Source organism: Paenarthrobacter nitroguajacolicus (assembly GCF_007786235.1).
Classification (GTDB): Bacteria; Actinomycetota; Actinomycetes; order Actinomycetales; family Micrococcaceae; genus Arthrobacter; species Arthrobacter nitroguajacolicus_A.
The window spans coordinates 33,170-50,650 of the sequence record NZ_VNFK01000006.1 but is presented as its reverse complement, the minus strand read 5'-3'; the positions used below and the strand labels follow the sequence as shown (position 1 = coordinate 50,650).

General features: G+C 63.2%; 15 protein-coding genes. 12 read left to right on the top strand and 3 right to left on the bottom strand.

All coding sequences use genetic code 11. From position 1 onward, the window contains the following. Positions 1-22: 22 nt before the first annotated feature. The 3 genes from FQP90_RS09500 to rsmD are packed head-to-tail and all read left to right on the top strand — an operon-like array spanning position 23 to position 3,914. Positions 23-1,069: a DAK2 domain-containing protein gene (locus FQP90_RS09500; protein WP_144650026.1), complete on the top strand. Its 1,047-nt coding sequence runs from the start codon at positions 23-25 to the stop codon at positions 1,067-1,069. Further along, entirely contained in the window at positions 1,059-3,314 is a 2,256-nt protein-coding gene (locus FQP90_RS09495) for an ATP-dependent DNA helicase RecG (RefSeq protein WP_144649587.1), read from the top strand. Before FQP90_RS09500 ends, FQP90_RS09495 begins: the two co-directional genes overlap by 11 nt. Positions 3,315-3,347: 33 nt before the next feature. After that, the gene (gene rsmD, locus FQP90_RS09490; protein WP_144649585.1) at positions 3,348-3,914 is read left to right on the top strand and encodes a 16S rRNA (guanine(966)-N(2))-methyltransferase RsmD; all 567 of its coding nucleotides are present in this window, start codon (positions 3,348-3,350) and stop codon (positions 3,912-3,914) included. A 13-nt stretch (positions 3,915-3,927) separates the two neighbouring features. Here rsmD and FQP90_RS09485 read toward each other — a convergent pair whose 3' ends face one another. Continuing rightward, the gene (locus tag FQP90_RS09485; protein ID WP_144649584.1) at positions 3,928-4,587 is read right to left on the bottom strand and encodes a spermidine synthase; all 660 of its coding nucleotides are present in this window, start codon (positions 4,585-4,587) and stop codon (positions 3,928-3,930) included. A gap of 128 nt (positions 4,588-4,715) precedes the next feature. After that, entirely contained in the window at positions 4,716-5,960 is a 1,245-nt protein-coding gene (locus FQP90_RS09480) for an aminotransferase class I/II-fold pyridoxal phosphate-dependent enzyme (RefSeq protein WP_144649582.1), read from the bottom strand. 35 nt (positions 5,961-5,995) lie between these two features. On the opposite strand from FQP90_RS09480, the gene coaD reads away from it, so the two are divergent. From coaD to FQP90_RS09440, 9 genes are all read left to right on the top strand, one after another. Beyond that, the gene (coaD, locus tag FQP90_RS09475) at positions 5,996-6,496 is read left to right on the top strand and encodes a pantetheine-phosphate adenylyltransferase (protein ID WP_144649580.1); all 501 of its coding nucleotides are present in this window, start codon (positions 5,996-5,998) and stop codon (positions 6,494-6,496) included. 166 nt (positions 6,497-6,662) lie between these two features. Further along, a complete protein-coding gene (locus tag FQP90_RS09470; RefSeq protein WP_144649578.1) occupies positions 6,663-7,190 on the top strand; it encodes a YceD family protein in 528 nt (175 codons plus the stop codon). A 33-nt stretch (positions 7,191-7,223) separates the two neighbouring features. Continuing rightward, positions 7,224-7,427: a 50S ribosomal protein L32 gene (gene rpmF, locus FQP90_RS09465; protein ID WP_011775139.1), complete on the top strand. Its 204-nt coding sequence runs from the start codon at positions 7,224-7,226 to the stop codon at positions 7,425-7,427. 23 nt (positions 7,428-7,450) lie between these two features. Further along, positions 7,451-8,161, top strand: a complete 711-nt coding sequence (gene rnc / locus FQP90_RS09460) for a ribonuclease III (RefSeq protein WP_144649576.1) — start codon at positions 7,451-7,453, stop codon at positions 8,159-8,161. Between the two features lie 3 nt (positions 8,162-8,164). Further along, positions 8,165-9,130: a bifunctional DNA-formamidopyrimidine glycosylase/DNA-(apurinic or apyrimidinic site) lyase gene (mutM, locus tag FQP90_RS09455; protein ID WP_144649574.1), complete on the top strand. Its 966-nt coding sequence runs from the start codon at positions 8,165-8,167 to the stop codon at positions 9,128-9,130. Positions 9,131-9,176: 46 nt separating this feature from the next. Next, the gene (locus tag FQP90_RS23760; RefSeq protein WP_280115957.1) at positions 9,177-9,308 is read left to right on the top strand and encodes a hypothetical protein; all 132 of its coding nucleotides are present in this window, start codon (positions 9,177-9,179) and stop codon (positions 9,306-9,308) included. Then, positions 9,305-10,006, top strand: a complete 702-nt coding sequence (locus tag FQP90_RS09450; RefSeq protein WP_144649572.1) for a hypothetical protein — start codon at positions 9,305-9,307, stop codon at positions 10,004-10,006. Before FQP90_RS23760 ends, FQP90_RS09450 begins: the two co-directional genes overlap by 4 nt. A gap of 8 nt (positions 10,007-10,014) precedes the next feature. Then, complete coding sequence (locus FQP90_RS09445; RefSeq protein ID WP_439898641.1) at positions 10,015-11,316, top strand: MFS transporter; 1,302 nt, start codon at positions 10,015-10,017, stop codon at positions 11,314-11,316. Beyond that, complete coding sequence (locus FQP90_RS09440) at positions 11,313-12,341, top strand: TolB family protein (protein ID WP_144649570.1); 1,029 nt, start codon at positions 11,313-11,315, stop codon at positions 12,339-12,341. Before FQP90_RS09445 ends, FQP90_RS09440 begins: the two co-directional genes overlap by 4 nt. An 11-nt stretch (positions 12,342-12,352) precedes the next feature. Here the strand turns inward: FQP90_RS09440 and FQP90_RS09435 are convergent, their stop codons facing one another. Next, on the bottom strand, positions 12,353-17,263 hold the full coding sequence (locus FQP90_RS09435) for a DUF4082 domain-containing protein (RefSeq protein ID WP_144649568.1): 4,911 nt from the start codon (positions 17,261-17,263) through the stop codon (positions 12,353-12,355). Positions 17,264-17,481: the final 218 nt, after the last annotated feature.

Genomic DNA, 17,481 nt, shown 5'->3' with positions numbered 1-17,481 from the left:
GATCGCCGCGAATGCGCACGCCATGAAGCGTTGGCTCGGCAAGGCAGAGGTGGTCCTCGGGAACCATAGCGACCGCCTCAACGCGATCAACATTTTCCCCGTCGCTGACGGCGATACCGGCACCAACCTGTACCTCACCGTTCGGGCAGCGGTTGCCGCCCTGGGCGGGGCTTCGCCCGAGACTGCCGAAACCGGCAATGACGTAGGCGGCCTGCTGTCCCGCGCCGGGCAAGCGGCCATGGAGCAAGCACGAGGTAACTCGGGCACCCTGTTCGCCGTTTTTCTGTGTGCTGCCGCGGAGCCGTTGGCCGGCAAGTCCCGCCTGAGCGCCCCACTGCTTGCCACCGCACTGAACAGGGCCCAGATCCGGGCTTGGTCTGCGCTGAGTGAACCAGTAGCCGGAACCATGCTCTCCGTCCTGGAAGCGGCTGCGCACGCGGCCCAGGCTGTGGACGCAGCCCAGAGCGGAGACGACAGCAACCATGCGCTGGGCCTCTCGCTGGACGCCGTGGTGGAAGCCGCCTACCAAGCCGTGGTACGCACAGAGGATGAACTCGCCCAACTTCATGAAGCGCACGTTGTGGATGCAGGTGGCGTGGGCATGCTGCTGGTGCTTGACTGCCTTCGCTCGGCCGTCCTGGGAGAGGAACTCCAAGACGAACTCCTGGATGGCCTGCACGGCTACAAGCTGCAGGATCCCCATATTCATGAGCACATGCCTGCCGACGACGGAGTGGAAGTCATGTGCACCATCAGCCTGTCGCCCTTGAACGCGGCCATCCTCCGCCAACGGCTGGACGAGATGGGCGATTCCGTGATCATGAGCCAGGTGGGTGGCGCCCAAAGCCAGGATGACGATGACGAATCCACAGTGGAAGCCAGCTACCGTTGGCGTGTCCATGTCCACGTCCCGGACCCGGAGCCGGCCGTCGCGCTGATACGTTCGCTGGGAGAACCCACGGATATCGCCGTCAGCCAATTGGCCGTACCCAGCGGCGCTTCCACGGAAAGAACTTCCCCTGGTATCGACGATCCCAGCGTTACAGGCCAGTCACGGCATGAATACTGAGCTGGAACTGCCCCTCGAGCGCAGGATCGGCAAGCGGTCGGCAGCTGTCATCGAAAAGCATCTGGGCCTCAAAACGGCCGGAGCTTTGCTGAACTATTTCCCACGCCGATATTTGAGCCGCGGTGAACTGACACCCATCAGCAACCTCCCGTTGGATGAAGAAGTCACGCTGATTGCACGCGTCCTGTCCAACAGCACGCGCCAAATGCGGGCCCGGCGGGGTTCCATCACGGATGTCGTGGTGACCGACGAGGCCGGCGGAAGCGGCGTTCCCGGCACTTTGAAGGTGAGCTTCTTCAACGGGTTCCGGGCCAAAGCAGAACTCCTCGCTGGTCGCAGGGCCATGTTCTCGGGCAAAGTGACCCGCTACGGAGGAGCCCTCGGCCTGACCAATCCGGATTTCCTGCTGCTGGACGAGGACCCTGAGGCTGAGGGCTCAGTGGATCCCGAAAAGCTCGCCGCCATGCCCATTCCCGTTTATCCGGCAACGGCCAAGCTCACCAGTTGGTCCATCCATAAAGTCATCACAGCCTTGCTCCAAACCCTGGATCTGGATGCCTTGGAGGATCCTCTACCAGCCAGCATTGTCCGCCGGGACGGGCTGCTCAGCGTCGCCGAAGCTTACAGGCTGATCCACTCACCGGAGGTTGCCAAGGATTGGCAGCAGGCCCAGCAGCGCTTCCGCTACCAGGAAGCCCTGGTCCTGCAAACTGCCCTGGCTCGCCGTCGTGCCCAGCTTGCGGCCGAGGAAGCTACTGCCCGCCGGCCGCGCAACGGGGGGTTACTCAGCAAGTTCGATCAAAACCTGCCGTTCACTCTGACTGCCGGCCAATCCGCCGTCGGAAAGACCCTCGCTGAGGAACTGGGCCGGGACAATCCCATGAACAGGCTGCTCCAGGGAGAAGTAGGTTCCGGAAAGACCATTGTTGCCCTCCGCGCCATGTTGCAGGTAGTGGATGCCGGTGGACAAGCCGCCCTCCTGGCACCCACCGAAGTCCTGGCCGCCCAGCATTTCGATTCGATCCGCCGGACCCTTGGGCCGCTCGCTCGGGACCACATGTTCGGTGGTGCGGGCATGCTTGGCGGTGACGGCGCACAGGAAGCCGTGCAGGTGACGCTGCTGACGGGTTCCATGCCCACCGCGGCGCGCAAGCAGGCGATGCTGGATGCAGCCTCCGGAAATGCCGGAATCGTCATAGGCACGCATGCTTTGCTCAGCGACAAAACGAGTTTCCAGGATCTTGGCCTGATTGTGGTGGACGAGCAGCACCGTTTTGGCGTGGAACAGCGTGACGCCCTCCGGGCCAAGGCCCAGCGGCCGCCGCATTTGCTGGTGATGACAGCCACCCCTATCCCGCGCACGGTGGCAATGACAGTCTTCGGCGACCTTGAGACCTCCATCCTTGACGAGCTTCCCGCCGGACGGGCACCCATCTCCACGCATGTGGTGGGGCTCGCTGAAAATCCCGGCTGGGTGGACCGTATCTGGAAGCGGTCCCGCGAAGAAGTCGAGTCGGGCCATCAGGTCTATGTGGTGTGCCCCAAGATCGGATCGGACGACGACGGTGACTTCAGTCCGGGGGAAGCGGAACCAACCGACGCCGACCTCGCTGACGAAGGTGGGGCGCGGGAGCTCGCATCGGTGACTGCCGTCGTCGAGAACCTCCTCCAGGAGCCCTCCCTGTCGGGTGTCCCCGTGGCGCCGCTTCATGGCCGTCAGGACCCGCAACTAAAGTCCGACACCATGGCCTCGTTCGCGTCCAATCAGACCAAGGTGCTGGTTTCCACCACCGTGATCGAGGTGGGAGTGGATGTCCACAACGCCACCTTGATGGTGATTTTGGACGCCGACCGCTTTGGAATTTCGCAGCTCCATCAGTTGCGTGGCCGGGTGGGGCGTGGTGGATTGCCGGGCACCTGCCTGCTGGTAACAACGCTGGAGCCGGGGCACCCCAGCCGGCGGCGGCTCGAGGCTGTCGCTTCAACCACCGACGGTTTTGAGCTGTCCCAGGAAGACTTGAAGCTCCGTAGGGAAGGCGACATTCTGGGTGCTTCCCAGTCCGGCGGACGCTCGACGCTCAAGTTGCTTCGCGTTCTGGAGCACGAGGACATCATCGCGCGCGCACGTACTGACGCCCAAGGCCTGGTGTCCCAGGATCCTGCCCTGGAGCACCAGCCGGCCCTGGCTGCCGCAATAGACGAATACTTGAACCCTGAAAAGGAGGCGTTCCTTGAACGCGGATAGAGATCTACGGTTGCACACAAAGGACGACTACCTGTGAGCCGTATCATCGCCGGAGTCGCTGGCGGTAACCCGCTGACCAGCGTCCCCGGAACAGCTACACGGCCCACTACCGATCGGGTCAAAGAAGCGCTTTTTTCCCGTCTGGAATCCTTGGCAGTCATCGCAGACGCGCGGGTCCTGGACCTTTACGCGGGATCGGGCTCCCTGGGAGTCGAGAGCGCCAGCCGGGGTGCCCGGAGTGTGGACCTGGTGGAGTTCGATGCCAAGGCCAGCGATATCTGCCAGCGAAATGCCGACATGGTGAACCAAATCCTCTCAGCTAAGAGGGTGTCGGTTCATCGCTCCAAAGTGGAGTCTTTCCTGGAGCGGGCGGGCAACCAGGACATGTGGGACCTGGTCTTCCTGGATCCGCCTTATCCCCTGGATGAGCCAGCGCTCAGTGCCGTCCTCGCCAAGTTGGCGCCGCATCTGGACGACGCCGCCGTGGTGGTCGTGGAGCGGAGTTCCCGCAGCCCCGAACCTGAATGGCCTGAGGCCTTGGAGTGTTTCGCTGACAAAAAGTACGGCGAGACCAAGCTGTGGTTCGCGGAACCGGCGTAGTCGTTGATGCTGCCTAACCGGTGATCGGGTCCAGGTCCACGCCGGTCAGTACCGCCGCCGGATGCGGGCCGCGGGCCAGTAGTTCAGCCGTCCACTCCGAGGGCCACGCAGTGCGGGTGCCCACCAGGATGATGTTGCCCGGGTAGCGTCCCGCGAACATTCCCGTTTCCGCGAAGGCCGCGACATCCGGCATCGCCTGACGCAACGCAGCAACCTGGCTGCGTACGAGCGTCAGCGCAGGTTCATCGCCCACGTTGACGATCAGGACTCCATCAGGACCCAGCCTCGCTGCCGCCTCCTCGTAGAACTCCCTGCATGCGATGTGGGCCGGAGCCTCCGGCCCGGAGAAGATATCGAGGATCACGACGTCGAACATCACTTGTGCCGGTAGGTCGGCCAAGGCGTCGCGGGCGTCGCCGATGTGCGTGGTCAATGTGGTGCCCGTCGGCATGGGCAGATTGTGGAGGACGAAGTCCAGGAGCTCGCGTTCAAGTTCAACGGCGTATTGTTCCGATCCCGGACGTGTGGCTTGGATGTAACGCGCAAGCGTCAGTGCCCCGGCCCCGAGGTGCAGGGCCCTCAGGGGTTTGCCCGGTTCTGCCGCAAGGTCCACTACATGCCCGATCCTTCGCAAGTACTCATAGAAGATCTCCGCGGGATCAGCCAGGTTCACGTGCGACTGCTCGGCTCCGCCAATACTGAGGATGAAGCTCCCCTCGATGAGCGAGTCCGCGTCGATGCTGGCGTGCTGCCCGGTAGTCCGGAGGAAACGGGTGGCATGGTGGCCGGAGCCTGGGGGGTTCAGAGTCGGTCCTTGAGTGTAGCGAGGCGTGCGGCGGCTTCTTCCAGGACATCAATCTTTTTGCAGAAGGCAAAACGCAGCAAGCTGCGCGTCCGTTCGGCTCCCTCAGGGTGGCAGAAGACGGGCACGGGGATGGCTGCCACTCCAACGAGTCCCGGCAGCCGCCGGGCGAGGTCGACTGAGTCGCGGATGCCCAGGGGCGCGGTGTCGACGTTGATGAAGTAGGTGCCCCTCGGGTTGTAGACCCCGAAACCGGCAGCACGCAGGCCTTCGGCAAGGATATCGCGCTTGTGGCGGAGGGTTTGGGCGATGCCGGTATAGAACTCATCGGGAAGTGCGAGCCCCACCGCAATGGCGCTCTGGAAGGGCGTGCCCGAACTGTACGTCAGGAATTGCTTCACGGTGCGTACGGCGGCAACCAAGTGTTCAGGCCCGCTGAGCCAGCCGATTTTCCAGCCCGTGAAGGAAAACGTCTTTCCGGCGGAAGAGATCGTGATGGTGCGTTCGGCAGCGCCCGGTAGGGAAGTGATCGGGATGTGCGGTACGCCGAATGTCAGGTGCTCATACACTTCGTCGCTGACGATCACGGCGCCGTACTTTGCAGCGAGTTCCACGATCTTCGCCAGGACGTGCTCCGGGAACACGGCGCCGGTGGGATTGTGCGGATTGTTCAGGAGGACAACCTTGGTGCGGTTGCTGAAGGCGTCCTCCAATGCTGCAAGGTCCGGCAGGAAATCCGGGGCGAGCAGGGGAGCAGTAACGTGCCTGGCTCCGGCCATGCCAATGATGGCTCCGTAGGAGTCATAGAAGGGCTCAAAGGTCAGGACTTCGTCTCCGGGTTGGACCAAGGCGAGCAGCGTGGCTGCGATGGCTTCTGTTGCGCCCGTGGTGATCAGGATTTCAGTGTCCGGGTGAGGAGCCAGTCCATAGAATCGCTGCTGGTGTGCGGCCACCGCTTCCCTCAGCGCGGGGATTCCCTTGCCGGGGGCGTATTGGTTGGCCCCTGCCGCGATGGCGTCCTGGGCGGCCGCCTTGATCTCGGCGGGGCCGTCTTCATCCGGAAACCCTTGACCCAGGTTGATGGCACCCGTGGAGATCGCCAGGGTGGTCATCTCCTCGAAGATGGTCACACCCAATTCGCCGTCGGGCGACAACAGATTGGCTCCGAGGGCCGCCCGTTGCCATGGTGCGGCGATGCTGGTTTCAGTGGAGGGGCTGCGGCCTGCGGATGACATGTGAGCCATGGTATCCCGGCAAAGCTATGGGGTAGGTTCGACTCATGAGACGCGCGGTATGCCCTGGATCCTTTGACCCCATCCACAACGGACATCTCGAAGTCATCGCCCGGGCCGCCGGCCTGTTCGACGAAGTCATCGTGGCCGTGTCCACCAATTACGCCAAGAAGTACCGGTTCAGCCTCGAGGACCGTATGGAGATGGCTCGCGAAACCTTGGCCTCCCTGCGCGGCATCATCGTGGAGCCTATGGGTGAAGGGCTGCTTGCCGAGTACTGCCGCCACCGCGGCGTCTCGGCGATCGTCAAGGGCCTCCGCTCGTCGTCGGACTTTGACTACGAACTGCCAATGGCCACCATGAACCGTCAGTTGACCGGCGTCGAAACCGTGTTCCTTCCGGCGGAAGCGCACTACGTGCACCTTTCCTCCACCTTGATCAAAGAGGTCAATGTCCTGGGCGGAGATATCTCCGATTTCGTCCCCAAATCGGTCCTGAAGAGGCTCCTCGCGGGCGAGCCGCCAACCGAAGGGTCCCGTAAGGGGTAGGCTTGACAGGTACCTTGCGCCTTTATGCAGAGTCCCAAGCCGAAACCCCACCGTGTATCTACGCGCGCCCGGCGTCGGTTTGAGTCCTCAAGCGTGATCAGGCTAAGATGGTACGTCGGTCATATGTTCTACAGGAGTTCTCATTAAGCGAGATGCAAGTTCGCCCTTGGCGCTGGTAGTCAAGGACCTTGGACGTAGTCCAGGGACCATGCGGACACTCAACGAGCATGTACCTGCGCCAAGTGACCTTGGTGTGGCGCTCATTGGCGTAAAGGAAGGCTCGGACATCGAGCTGGATCTTCGTCTTGAGGCCGTACACGAAGGAATTCTGGTATCCGGATCCGCAATCGTCGAAGTAACAGGCGAATGCGGGCGATGCCTGGATCCCCTTGCGTATGACCTTGAGGTCAATGTGCAAGAACTTTTCTTCTACGAAGGCGTTGAGCTTTCGGGCGAAGAAGACGATGAAGAGCAACGTCGAGTCGAGTACGATCTAATCGATCTTGAGCCGGTGTTGCGGGACGCAGTTGTCACTATGCTGCCGTTCCAGCCGGTGTGCCGGGAAGACTGCCAGGGTCTGTGCTCCGAATGCGGAGCGCGCCTGGAAGACGAGCCGGGGCACCACCACGAGGTCATTGACCCTCGCTGGGCTGCCCTAGCTGATCTGGCTAAGACTGACCGGCAAACCGATTAGTAAGTGTTCGTCTAAGAGAGAAATGAGATAGCCGTGGCTGTTCCCAAGCGGAAAATGTCTCGCGCAAATACACGCGCCCGCCGTGCCCAGTGGAAGGCAACTGCCCCCAACTTGGTCAAGACCATCGAAAACGGTCAGGTTACCTACAGCCTGCCGCACCAGGCAAAGGTCGTCACTGACTCTGCCGGCACCGCGCTGTTCCTTGAATACAAGGGCCGCAAGGTCGCAGACGCCTAATCTGCCGTACAGGCTGACTAAGGATGTCTTCAACTGAAGAGCTTCTGAAGCGTCTCGGTGTCTCCATTGACACCGAGACGCTTCGTCTTGCTCTCACACATCGCTCATACGCGTATGAGAACGGCGGGATTCCCACCAACGAGCGCCTTGAGTTCCTCGGCGACTCCATCCTGGGATTCTCCGTCACCGATTCTCTTTACCGTGAGAACCCCTCGCTGCCTGAAGGTGAACTCGCCAAGCGGCGTTCCGCCGTCGTCAGTACGCGCGCCCTGGCCGGAATCGGACGCGAGATCGGCGTCGGCGAGTTCATTTACCTCGGGCAAGGCGAGAAGCTCACCGACGGCAAGAACAAAGCCTCCATTTTGGCTGACACCATGGAAGCGCTGATTGGTGCCACTTATCTGTCAAACGACATCGAGACCGCACGCCAACTGGTCATGCGCCTGGTGGGCCCGCTCCTGAAGGACGCAGGCGCCCTCGGAGCCGGGACTGACTGGAAGACGAGCATCCAGGAACTGACGGCCAGCCGCCAGCTGGGAGCCATCCACTATGCAGTGGAAGGCTCAGGGCCGGACCATGCCCGCACTTTCGAAGCAGTGCTGAACATCGGCGGCACCCCTTACGGCCGCGGCTCGGGACACTCCAAGAAGGAAGCGGAACAGGAAGCTGCCGCTGATGCCTGGCGTGCCCTGACTGCGTTGGATACCACCCCGACTGGTCCGGCATCCGCTTGATCCATGCCTGAGCTTCCCGAGGTAGAAGTGGTCCGCCGTGGCCTGGCGCGTTGGGTCCGTGGCCGGACCATCACCGGCGTGGACGTCCTGGATCCACGCTCCATCCGACGCCATGTCCTCGGAACAGAAGACTTCGTTGGGAACCTCGAGCACGCCACAGTGCTGGACGTTGTCCGTCGAGGCAAGTTCCTGTGGATGCCACTGGCTATGGCCGCTCCCTTCGAGACCAAAACCCGTGCCGGGGAATTGCCCAATGTTGCACTCATGGCACATTTGGGCATGAGCGGCCAGCTGCTGATGCAAGACCCCGCAGCGCCGGACGAGAAGCACCTGAAGGTCAGAATCAGCCTCAGCCCCGCGGACGGTATGCCGGAGCAGCTGCGATTCGTGGACCAACGCATCTTCGGTGGTCTCTTTGTCACGTCCTTGGTGCCCACTGCCGACGGCGGCCCTGGCGGCTTAGGCGAAACGCCCCTGCCGGAGATCGCAGAAGAGGCCTCCCATATTGCCCGGGATCCGCTGGACCCCTTCTTCTCCTTCGACGCGTTTTACCGGAAGGTCAAGAACCGGAAAACAGGCCTTAAGCGGGCTCTCCTGGACCAAGGGGTCATTTCCGGCATCGGCAACATCTATGCTGACGAGGCCTTGTGGAGGGCACGCCTCCACTATGCCAGGGCGACAGACACCTTGCGCCGTGCCGATGCAGAGCGGCTCGTGGAGTCTGCAAAGGATGTCATGAATGCTGCGCTGGCTGCCGGGGGGACCAGTTTCGATTCCCTCTACGTGAACGTCAACGGCGACTCCGGGTACTTCGCCCGCTCGCTTAATGCCTATGGACGAGCAGGCGAACTCTGCGGACGCTGCGAAGCGGTGGGCCTGCACAGCATCATTAAACGGGAACAGTTCATGAACCGTTCCTCCTATACCTGCCCCGTGTGCCAGCCACGGCCGCGGAATGGACGTTGGTAGCGCCAAAACTGTTCCGGATTCACGATCGCAATGGCAGACTGTCCCCATGAAACGCTCGGCGCTTCGAATCGCCATCGGAAGGGCTAACGCCACCACATCGTGGGTGGCGTCAGATCTCACTGTGGTCCTTCCGGAAGCGACCGCCGGCCAGCCGGTCGCCGGTCCAGGACTGACATGATAGCGCGGCGGCTGGTCATTGCAGGCATCTGCCTCGCCGTGCTCATCGTCGCCGCGGCAATAGTCCTTGACCAGATGGCGGGAAGACCAGGCAACACCTCCGCCCAGAGTTCGTCGTCCTCCGGGCCCAGCAGTTCCTCGAGCGCTCCCGCGTCGGGCAGTGCTACCCCCAGCGGCGCCGGTGCTCCAACGCCCGGCAGTCCGTCGTCGGGCCTTGAAGGCGGCAGCGGCGAGAACGGAAACGGCGGCCCGTCCACCGCCAAACCGCTCGAAGTCCTCCCGCCCGTAACAGCCACGCCTACAGGCCTGCCGGAACCCGCACCCCCTGCGCCGCTCATCACCGGCGACCTGCCCCAGGCCGGTACGGCCTCCGGAGAGATGGTGGACGGCTGGCCCGCCGACATTGTGTCCTTACCGCCCGGGACCACCATTGGCTCAACGTCGGTGTCCACCTCCGGCAACGTCCTCCAGGTATCTGCGGACGGAATCATCGCCAAGCCGCAGTCCGAGGTGTTGGGGTCCTTCCGGCAATCGCTGGTATCCCACGGATTTTGGTCCGAGACCGCCCCCGCCGCGGAAGGCGCAGTAGCTGAACGGTTCGTTCGTGGTACGGACACTGTGACTGTTTCCGTCTCGACGACAGGGACCGGCGCCTCGCGCTTCCAGCTTTTGGGCAGCCTGCACACGACGGCGGACTAGGGGCAACGGTGTACATCTCACTCTCAGACCGCGGCGGCGGAAAACGGGACAAGTCCCTGGGGGCGCAAACGGCACTAGCAAGCGAAGTGCCGTTCCGTTTGTCGCCCGTCATCCTGTGGCTGGGAATCGTGAGCATGGTGACGGATGTTTCCTCGGAATCGGTCACGGCGATTCTTCCGCTGTACGTGACAGGTTTCCTGGGACTGTCCACCATCGCCTTTGGGTTCATTGACGGCATCAACCAGGGCGCCAGTGCGATCGTCAGGATTGCTGCCGGCTGGGCTGCGGACCGCACCGGCCACCCTAAGCGGATTGCGCTGGCGGGCTACGGTCTGTCCATGCTTGCCAGGATCGGTTTCCTGTTCGCGGGAGGATTTTGGGCTATCGCGGCCATCGTGACCGGTGACAGGATCGGCAAGGGCATCCGCACAGCACCACGGGACGCCCTCATCTCGGTCTCTGCCCAGCCCGAACATTTGGCCCGATCATTTGGCGTCCACAGAATGTTGGACAACATTGGGGCTGCGGCAGGGCCGTTGATTGCCTTCTTCGTCCTGTTGATGATTCCCAACGGGTTCAGCACAGTGTTTGTGGTTTCGCTCGCCTTCGCGGTGATCGGTGTGGCTGTCCTGGCCTTGGTGGTGCCGGACATTCGGGCCCACGGCCTGAAAAGTTCCGAGGCCGGTGGGAACCGACGACTTTTCGCTTTCTCCTGGAGCCACTTGAAGGAACCTGGCCTGGGTAAGCTGCTGATCGCCGCCGGCTTCTTGGGCTTGGTGACCATAGGCGACGGCTTCATCTACCTGGTGCTGCAGGCGAGGGATTCTTTCGCCGTTCAGTGGTTTCCCTTGCTGTTCGTGGGCACCAATGTGGTGTTCCTGGCGCTGGCGATTCCTCTGGGTCGTTTGGCTGACCGGGTGGGCAAGGTCCCGGTGTTCGTGGGTGGCCACATCGCGCTGCTCGCCACCTACCTCCTGGCCGCTGCACCATTTGGGGGCCTGTGGGCGACCACGGGCTGCCTCATCCTGCTGGGCGCTTTCTACGCTGCCACTGACGGCGTCCTGGCCGCCTTGGCCAGCCAACTGACACCGCCGGGGAAGCTTGCCACCGGAATTGCTTCGGCCCAGACGGTGGTGGCGCTGAGCAGGATGACCGCCTCTGCGGGCTTTGGCGTCCTGTGGTACGCCGTGGGCGCGCCGACGGCCATGCTCGTGGCGGCCGCGTTGTTGGCGTGCGCCGTGGTGGCTGTCGCCTTCATCCTGCGAGCAGCCAAGGTTGCGGCCGGCCAGGATACGAATGGCGGGGCATGAGCGGAACGTTGATTGCGGGAAAGGCCCGGTGGGCCATCCTGCTCGCCGTCACAGCCCTCGTCCTGGTGGCAGCCGGGATCTACGCGGTTGGCGCCTACCAGCGTTTCGAGGAGAGCCGGGCCTCTGCGTCTTCCGTAGGTGTCTCCGCTGGCCAGGGGCTTCCGAAGGTGCCGTTCGTGCTTTTCCGGAACACGGCGTCGGGCCAAGGCTATGGCAACGCGGCAACAGTGCCTCTGTCCGCTCCCGGGGGGACTCGGGCGGTCAGTGAACCAGAGTGCGACCGCGTGTACGGGACTCCGGAAACGGTGGTGTGCCTCAAGACAAACCGGGGCCTGGTGACGGCTTTCGAAGCGGTTGTGTTGAACAGCGACTGGCAACCCCAGCGGTCATGGCCCGTCCCGGGCATACCCAGCCGGACTCGGATCAGTCCGGACGGTTCCATGATTGCCACCACGGTGTTCGTGTCAGGGCACTCGTACGCCACGGCAGGGTTCTCCACGGCTACCGAGATCAGCCTTCCGGGTGGGACTTCCGGGAACCTGGAGGATTTCGCTTTGATGGTGAACGGCGAGCGGTTGCTGGCAACGGACCGGAATATTTGGGGAGTAACATTCGTGCCGGGCAACAGTGACGCCTTCTATGCCACCGCCGCGTCCTCAGGGCGCATTTGGCTGGTGAAAGGGAGCCTGTCAAAGAAGACTCTGACAGCTGTCCACGACAATGTGGAGTGCCCGTCCATCTCGCCGGACGGCACCCGCATCGCCTACAAGAAGAACGACGGCGGCGCGCTGGCTGCCCATTGGAAGGTCGCTGTGCTTGACCTCGCCACGGGACAGGAAACGGTCTTGTCAGAGAAGCGCAGCGTGGACGACCAGATCGAGTGGCTGGACAACCAGAACCTGCTCTACGGCCTGGCAGATGACGCTGCGGCGGGGGACAGCAACATCTGGAAGCTCGGAACCGATCCCGGATCGCAGCCGGGCCTGTTCATCGCCCATGCGTGGTCACCCAGCGTCGTGCGCTGAGCCCGGCTGTGTCAGCAGAGCCCGAGCAACCCGCAGAGCAACCCACCGGACGACGACGGGCTCGGGGACGGGCTCGGCGACGGGCTCGGGGTTGGCGTTGCAGTGGCGGTTGCCGTCCCTGTTGGGGTCGGTGTTGGCGTAGGCGTAACTGTTGGAGATGGAGCCGGCGCAGCCTGTTGTTGGGCCGCGACGGTGGTGGAGTACACCACGTCCACGAAGTAATTCGTGGCGTTCCAGGAGTTGGCTGGCATGACCCCGCCGGAGCCGTACCGATAGCGGCCGTTGTTCGGGCCGGAGGCCGTGAACACCCCGCTGGTCCACGTTTGGTTGAAGAAGCCCGACGTGTAGGAATAGCGGCCGTTGGGGGCCCTGTACGAGACAACGTAGGTTTGGCCCGTTACCAGGGCCACCGGAGAGGACAAGGTTGCCGTCTGCCAGCCCGTGGCTGTTTCGTTGGTGAAGGTGACTTGGGCGAGGCGGGTGCCCGCCGAATTCCAGAGCGAACCCACATGGGTACCGGTATTTCCGGCCCCTTTGTAGAAACGGATTCCGGTCACATTCCCTGCCTGCGACACAGTGAAGGCAGTCCCAAGCTCCACGGGCATGAAGTCGGACGCGGAAACTATCTGGGGAGTCAGCGATCCGAAGATCGTGGACAGTTGCACTGTGGGGGCGGCTGTGGTGAATTGCCAGGTGGTGGTGGGAAGGGTCTGTCCTTGCTGGGACACAACATTCGTCACGTTGGCCGTTATCACCGTGCTGGCGGGCAGCGCCGCTGTTGGGGTGAAAGTGATGGAGCGGTTGTCCGCAGACAGTGCGGCGGTGCCGGCCACAGCGCTGCCGTTGGCCGTCAACGTGAACGAGGCACCGGATTGGATGGGGGAAGAGAAGGTGATGGATGGCTTCACGTCCGCAGGGATACCCGTGGCGCCGGGGGCCGGAACCTGCTCCGAGACCGTCAACGGTGGTGTGGCCGTAGCGAAGACCACATCCACCAGGTAGCTGGCGGTGGACGCGGAATTCGGGAAGTCACTGTTGTAGGCGAAAGCTCCGGAGTCCGCCGCAGTACGCAGCGGCCCGCTGGTGAAGCCCTCGCCGAATCCGCCGGCAGTGTAGGAGTATTTGCCGGTGGGCGCCTTATAGGCCATCACGTACTCGGTGTCGGCCTCGATGGTCACGGGCTGGCTGAACGATGCCGTCTGCCAGCCGACGCTTGACTCGTTGGTGAAGGTCACGGTGGCCAGGAGTTGTCCGGTCACCGTGAACAGGGAACCGGTGTGCGTTCCTGTGTTGCCGGCCGCCTTGTAGAAGCGGACGCCGGTAACCTGCCCGGCGGTATCACTGGCGAACCGGACACCAAGGGCCAGCGGGACGCCGTCGTTGGCGTCGGGCGTCGTGGGGGTCACGGTGTCCTGGTACAAGGTGCAGGGGCACACGCCCGGAGTCCTCGGCGCCGGAACCGTGGTGAACGTCCACGTGCTGCCTCCCGACATCGGCTGTCCTGACACCGAATTCGCAGTGACCGTGGCCGTGTAGGAAGTTCCCGCCGCGAGCGGAGCAGCCGGTGTGAAGGTCACCTTGCGCGTTGCCTGGTCGTAAGTGGTGGACCCTGCCACTGCCGCGCCATTGGTTACCTTTACTCCCAGGGTGACGCTGGATGCCACTGCGGCCTCCGACAGAACGCCACTCACAGCGGTGCTGAGGGGAACGCTGGACGCATTCGGCAGCGGTGACTGGGAACCTACAGTGAACGGCGTGTTGGGAACTGTGACCACAACATCCACGAGGTAGCTTGCCGTAGACCGGGAGGCGGCAAAGTCTCCGCTGTAGGTATAAGCACCGGCATCCGGCGCAGCCCGCAACGGACCAACGCTCATGCCTGAACCGAATCCATTGGCCGTGGCCGAGTAAGTCCCGGTCAGTGACTTGTAGGACACGATGTACTCGGTGTTCGCAGCCATCTGGACCGGCTGGCTGAACATTGCCGTCTGCCATCCGGAGGCGCTCTCATTGGTGAACGCCACGGTTGCCAGTTGCTGCCCGGAAGCCGTGTACAGGGCGCCGTTGTGGGTGCCCGTATTTCCTGCCGACTTGTAGAAGCGCATGCCAATCACTTCACCCGCCGAGACACTGGAGAACCTCACCCCGAGGGTCACAGGAACGCCCTCACGAAGCTCGGCAATGCCGGGTGTCACGGAGTCGTCGAACAGGCTGCACGGGCAGGCGCCGGGCACAGGCAGCGTCGCAGCCGTCGTGAAGGACCAGGTCCCGCCGGCAGTCACGGGTCCGCCGATCGAATCGGTCCCGGACAGCGTGGCCGTGAATTGGGTACTGAACGCAAGAGCGTTCGACGGCGTGAACGTCGCCCGCCGCGTGGCGGCATCGTAAGCTGTCGTGCCTGCAACGGGACCCGACGGCGACTGCAACGTCAGCTGGACGCTGGCCGCAGTGACGGGCTTGGAGAAGACAGCGCTCACCTTGGTATTGACGGACACGCTGGACGACGACGGGAACGGCGTGTGGCCGGACACGGTCATCGGCGTGCTGTCCACCGTGCTGAAGAGTGCGTCCGCGAAGTAATTGCCACCGTTGTAGCTGGTGGTGGGGAAGCTTTGGGATGTCGCATAGACACCGGCTGGCTCAGCCCCGAAACCTCCAGCCACTTTCAGGGGCGCATCGGTCGAACCAAAGCTGGCCCACTGGTGGTCCTTGCTGGCGTAGTGCCCGTTGGGCGCCCAGTAGGAAACCGTGTATTTCTGTCCTGCCGCTACGGGCACGGCCTGGCTGAACAAGGCCGTCTGCCACCCGGACGCGGTCTCGTTGGTGAACGTGGTGGTGGCAAGGCGCTCGCCGGTGGAGCTCCACAAGGAGCCGGTGTGGGTTCCTGTGTTTGCCGTGCTCTTGTAGAAGCGGACGCCTGTGATGAAACCGTCCACTGAAGGTGTAAAGCGCAAGCCCATTTCGTAAGCGCCGCCGTCACCGGAGTCCTTGACCACCGGCACCGTTTGGCCGAAGACGCTGTAGGGGCCGCTGAGGGTCAGGTTCCTGGTCACGGCGGTTCCGATGTTGGCGCTGTCATCAATGGCGCGCGCCTGGATGGTCGCCGTGGCGAGGCCCTTCTGGATATAGGTGTAGGTCCAGCTCGACTTACCTTGCGCGGGGTGCCATGTGGCCCCGCCATCGGTGGACACTTCCACGCCGGCCACAACGCCGCCCACGTCGGTGGCCGTCCCGGTCACGGTGACGCTGCTGCCGTGGGCCACGGTGGCTCCGTTGGCAGGAGCGGAGATGGCCGCAGTGGGCTTGGTCGTGTCGGTGCTTGCGACGGCTGCCACCAGTCCTGCGGCCCTGGTGGCAGGCTGCGCACCCATGTCGGCGAGGATGTTGACCTGCGCTTGCCGCATGCGGGCGTCGGCCGGTGCGCCATCGCCGTCGTGCTCCTGGTCCAGGCCCCATGTCCACTGAACGCTGCCCGCGGAGAAGACCAGCGCACCACTTGCGGCCCGGTAGAGGGTCACATTGTGGGTGGTGCTTCCCGGGGCCACTGTATTACCGAAATCCTGCAGGTACTCCGGGACGTTGCCCACCGTGGTGGACAGCCGGATGAGCCCTGCCGGCCGGAAGCCGTTGTCCAGGTCCTCGTTGGACTCGTACCCCACGGTATGCGGCGCCAACGCTGCCGACGAACCGGCCGGCAACGATGCCAGGGAAGTATTGCGCCATAGCCTTGTCTTCCCTTCGTCCGCCTTCACCGTCACGGGAAGGTCCGAGTGGTTGGACATATACAGGGTCCCCGTCAGGCCGTTCTCGGGCAGGCCTCCGCCGTTGGCCTGGGAGGCGAAGCGGGGATCACGCCAGGTGCCTGTCCACTGCGTGCTGGGATCGATCTTGGCGTTTCCCCAGGTTTCCTTGTAGCAGGTCAGCGTCCGATTGGCGGCCCCGTCCACTGTGGAGGGCTCGAACCGGGTCCGCCAGTACATCTCGTTGCCCGAAAGGAACTGGAGGTTTACGCCTGCGTCCCGGGCGGCCGTGACATTTGCCCGTTGAGGGCCCGACCAGTACTCATCGTGCCCCACGGACAGAAACACCTTATGGTTCAGCAGCTCCGCACCGTTGCGGTCGGTATCAAGGCCGCTGATGTAGCTGACGTCGTAGCCGTTCTGCTCAAGGAACCGCACCATGGGGTACTCGTTGGAGAAGTAGAAGTCCCTGCCCCCCGGACCATCCCGGGTTGCCATTGGGCGGTTGTAGCTGACCTTGTAGGACCGGCCGTTCGCGGCTCCCTGGTAAAAGTCCGAGCCGCCATAGGTGTTGTACGCCTGCCAGGTCTGGTCCGCAGTCTGGAAGACGACGGCGGAACGGTTTCCGTCGTTGCGCACGATAAACGTGATGTGGCTCTTGGCCCCGGTGTCGGGGCGCCTGAGCAAGGCAATGTACACCCCTGACACAGCAGTGGCCGGCACCTGCCACGTTGCAGACACCGCCCAGGTGCCGCAGTCATAAAGTTCCGTGGTCAGGTCACTCCGGCACGCCGGTTGGTTCTGGCGCAGGACCGACGGCGTGACGTCCGCGATCTTCCGGGCTCCGTTGCCCGCGTACCAACCGGTGCGATAGATCGCTATGGTGTAGCTCGGCGCGGTGGTGTCCACCTTGAAACGGATGGGCTGACCGGCATTGACGCTGATCTCGGTGGAGAAGCCTTGGATACTGTCGTCGCCCGCCCCGTTGATGTCCCATTCGGAAGGGGGACTTCCGGTCTTGGAGTTCTCGCAGGCGACAAGGTTCACCACAGGATCGCAGGGACCCGCCGCGACCGCCGCTGGTGCGGTGAGGGGCAAAAGCGCTGCCACTGTTGCGATCACCAGGGGCACAAGGAAGCCCTTGAGGATTCGCTGGGGTCGGGTAGCTTGAGGACCGGGCATCAGAACTCCTGGAGTGGTACGCCAATTGCTTAGACGAGACCGCCCTTTAAGAGCACGGTCCCTGCTTGCCGCTCCCCAGCCAGGGTCAAACCAAGATCTTCAGTTATGCATCACAGGGTTGTGCACTTGGATTCTCGTTCCGAAGATCGGGACCGGATCCGGCAGCGACTGAACAAAAATTCCCGTCGTCGCCGGATCACCAGAACGAATAGGCCAAG

What these genes read in the sequence shown, in the direction of transcription:
- FQP90_RS09435 (WP_144649568.1), bottom strand. Translation starts at nt 17,263, where the DNA reads ATGCCCGGTCCTCAAGCTACCCGACCCCAGCGAATCCTCAAGGGCTTC.
- FQP90_RS09495 (WP_144649587.1), top strand. Translation starts at nt 1,059, where the DNA reads ATGAATACTGAGCTGGAACTGCCCCTCGAGCGCAGGATCGGCAAGCGG.
- FQP90_RS09480 (WP_144649582.1), bottom strand. Translation starts at nt 5,960, where the DNA reads ATGGCTCACATGTCATCCGCAGGCCGCAGCCCCTCCACTGAAACCAGC.
- FQP90_RS09450 (WP_144649572.1), top strand. Translation starts at nt 9,305, where the DNA reads ATGATAGCGCGGCGGCTGGTCATTGCAGGCATCTGCCTCGCCGTGCTC.
- rnc (WP_144649576.1), top strand. Translation starts at nt 7,451, where the DNA reads ATGTCTTCAACTGAAGAGCTTCTGAAGCGTCTCGGTGTCTCCATTGAC.
- mutM (WP_144649574.1), top strand. Translation starts at nt 8,165, where the DNA reads ATGCCTGAGCTTCCCGAGGTAGAAGTGGTCCGCCGTGGCCTGGCGCGT.
- FQP90_RS09440 (WP_144649570.1), top strand. Translation starts at nt 11,313, where the DNA reads ATGAGCGGAACGTTGATTGCGGGAAAGGCCCGGTGGGCCATCCTGCTC.
- coaD (WP_144649580.1), top strand. Translation starts at nt 5,996, where the DNA reads ATGAGACGCGCGGTATGCCCTGGATCCTTTGACCCCATCCACAACGGA.
- FQP90_RS09500 (WP_144650026.1), top strand. Translation starts at nt 23, where the DNA reads ATGAAGCGTTGGCTCGGCAAGGCAGAGGTGGTCCTCGGGAACCATAGC.
- FQP90_RS23760 (WP_280115957.1), top strand. Translation starts at nt 9,177, where the DNA reads ATGAAACGCTCGGCGCTTCGAATCGCCATCGGAAGGGCTAACGCCACC.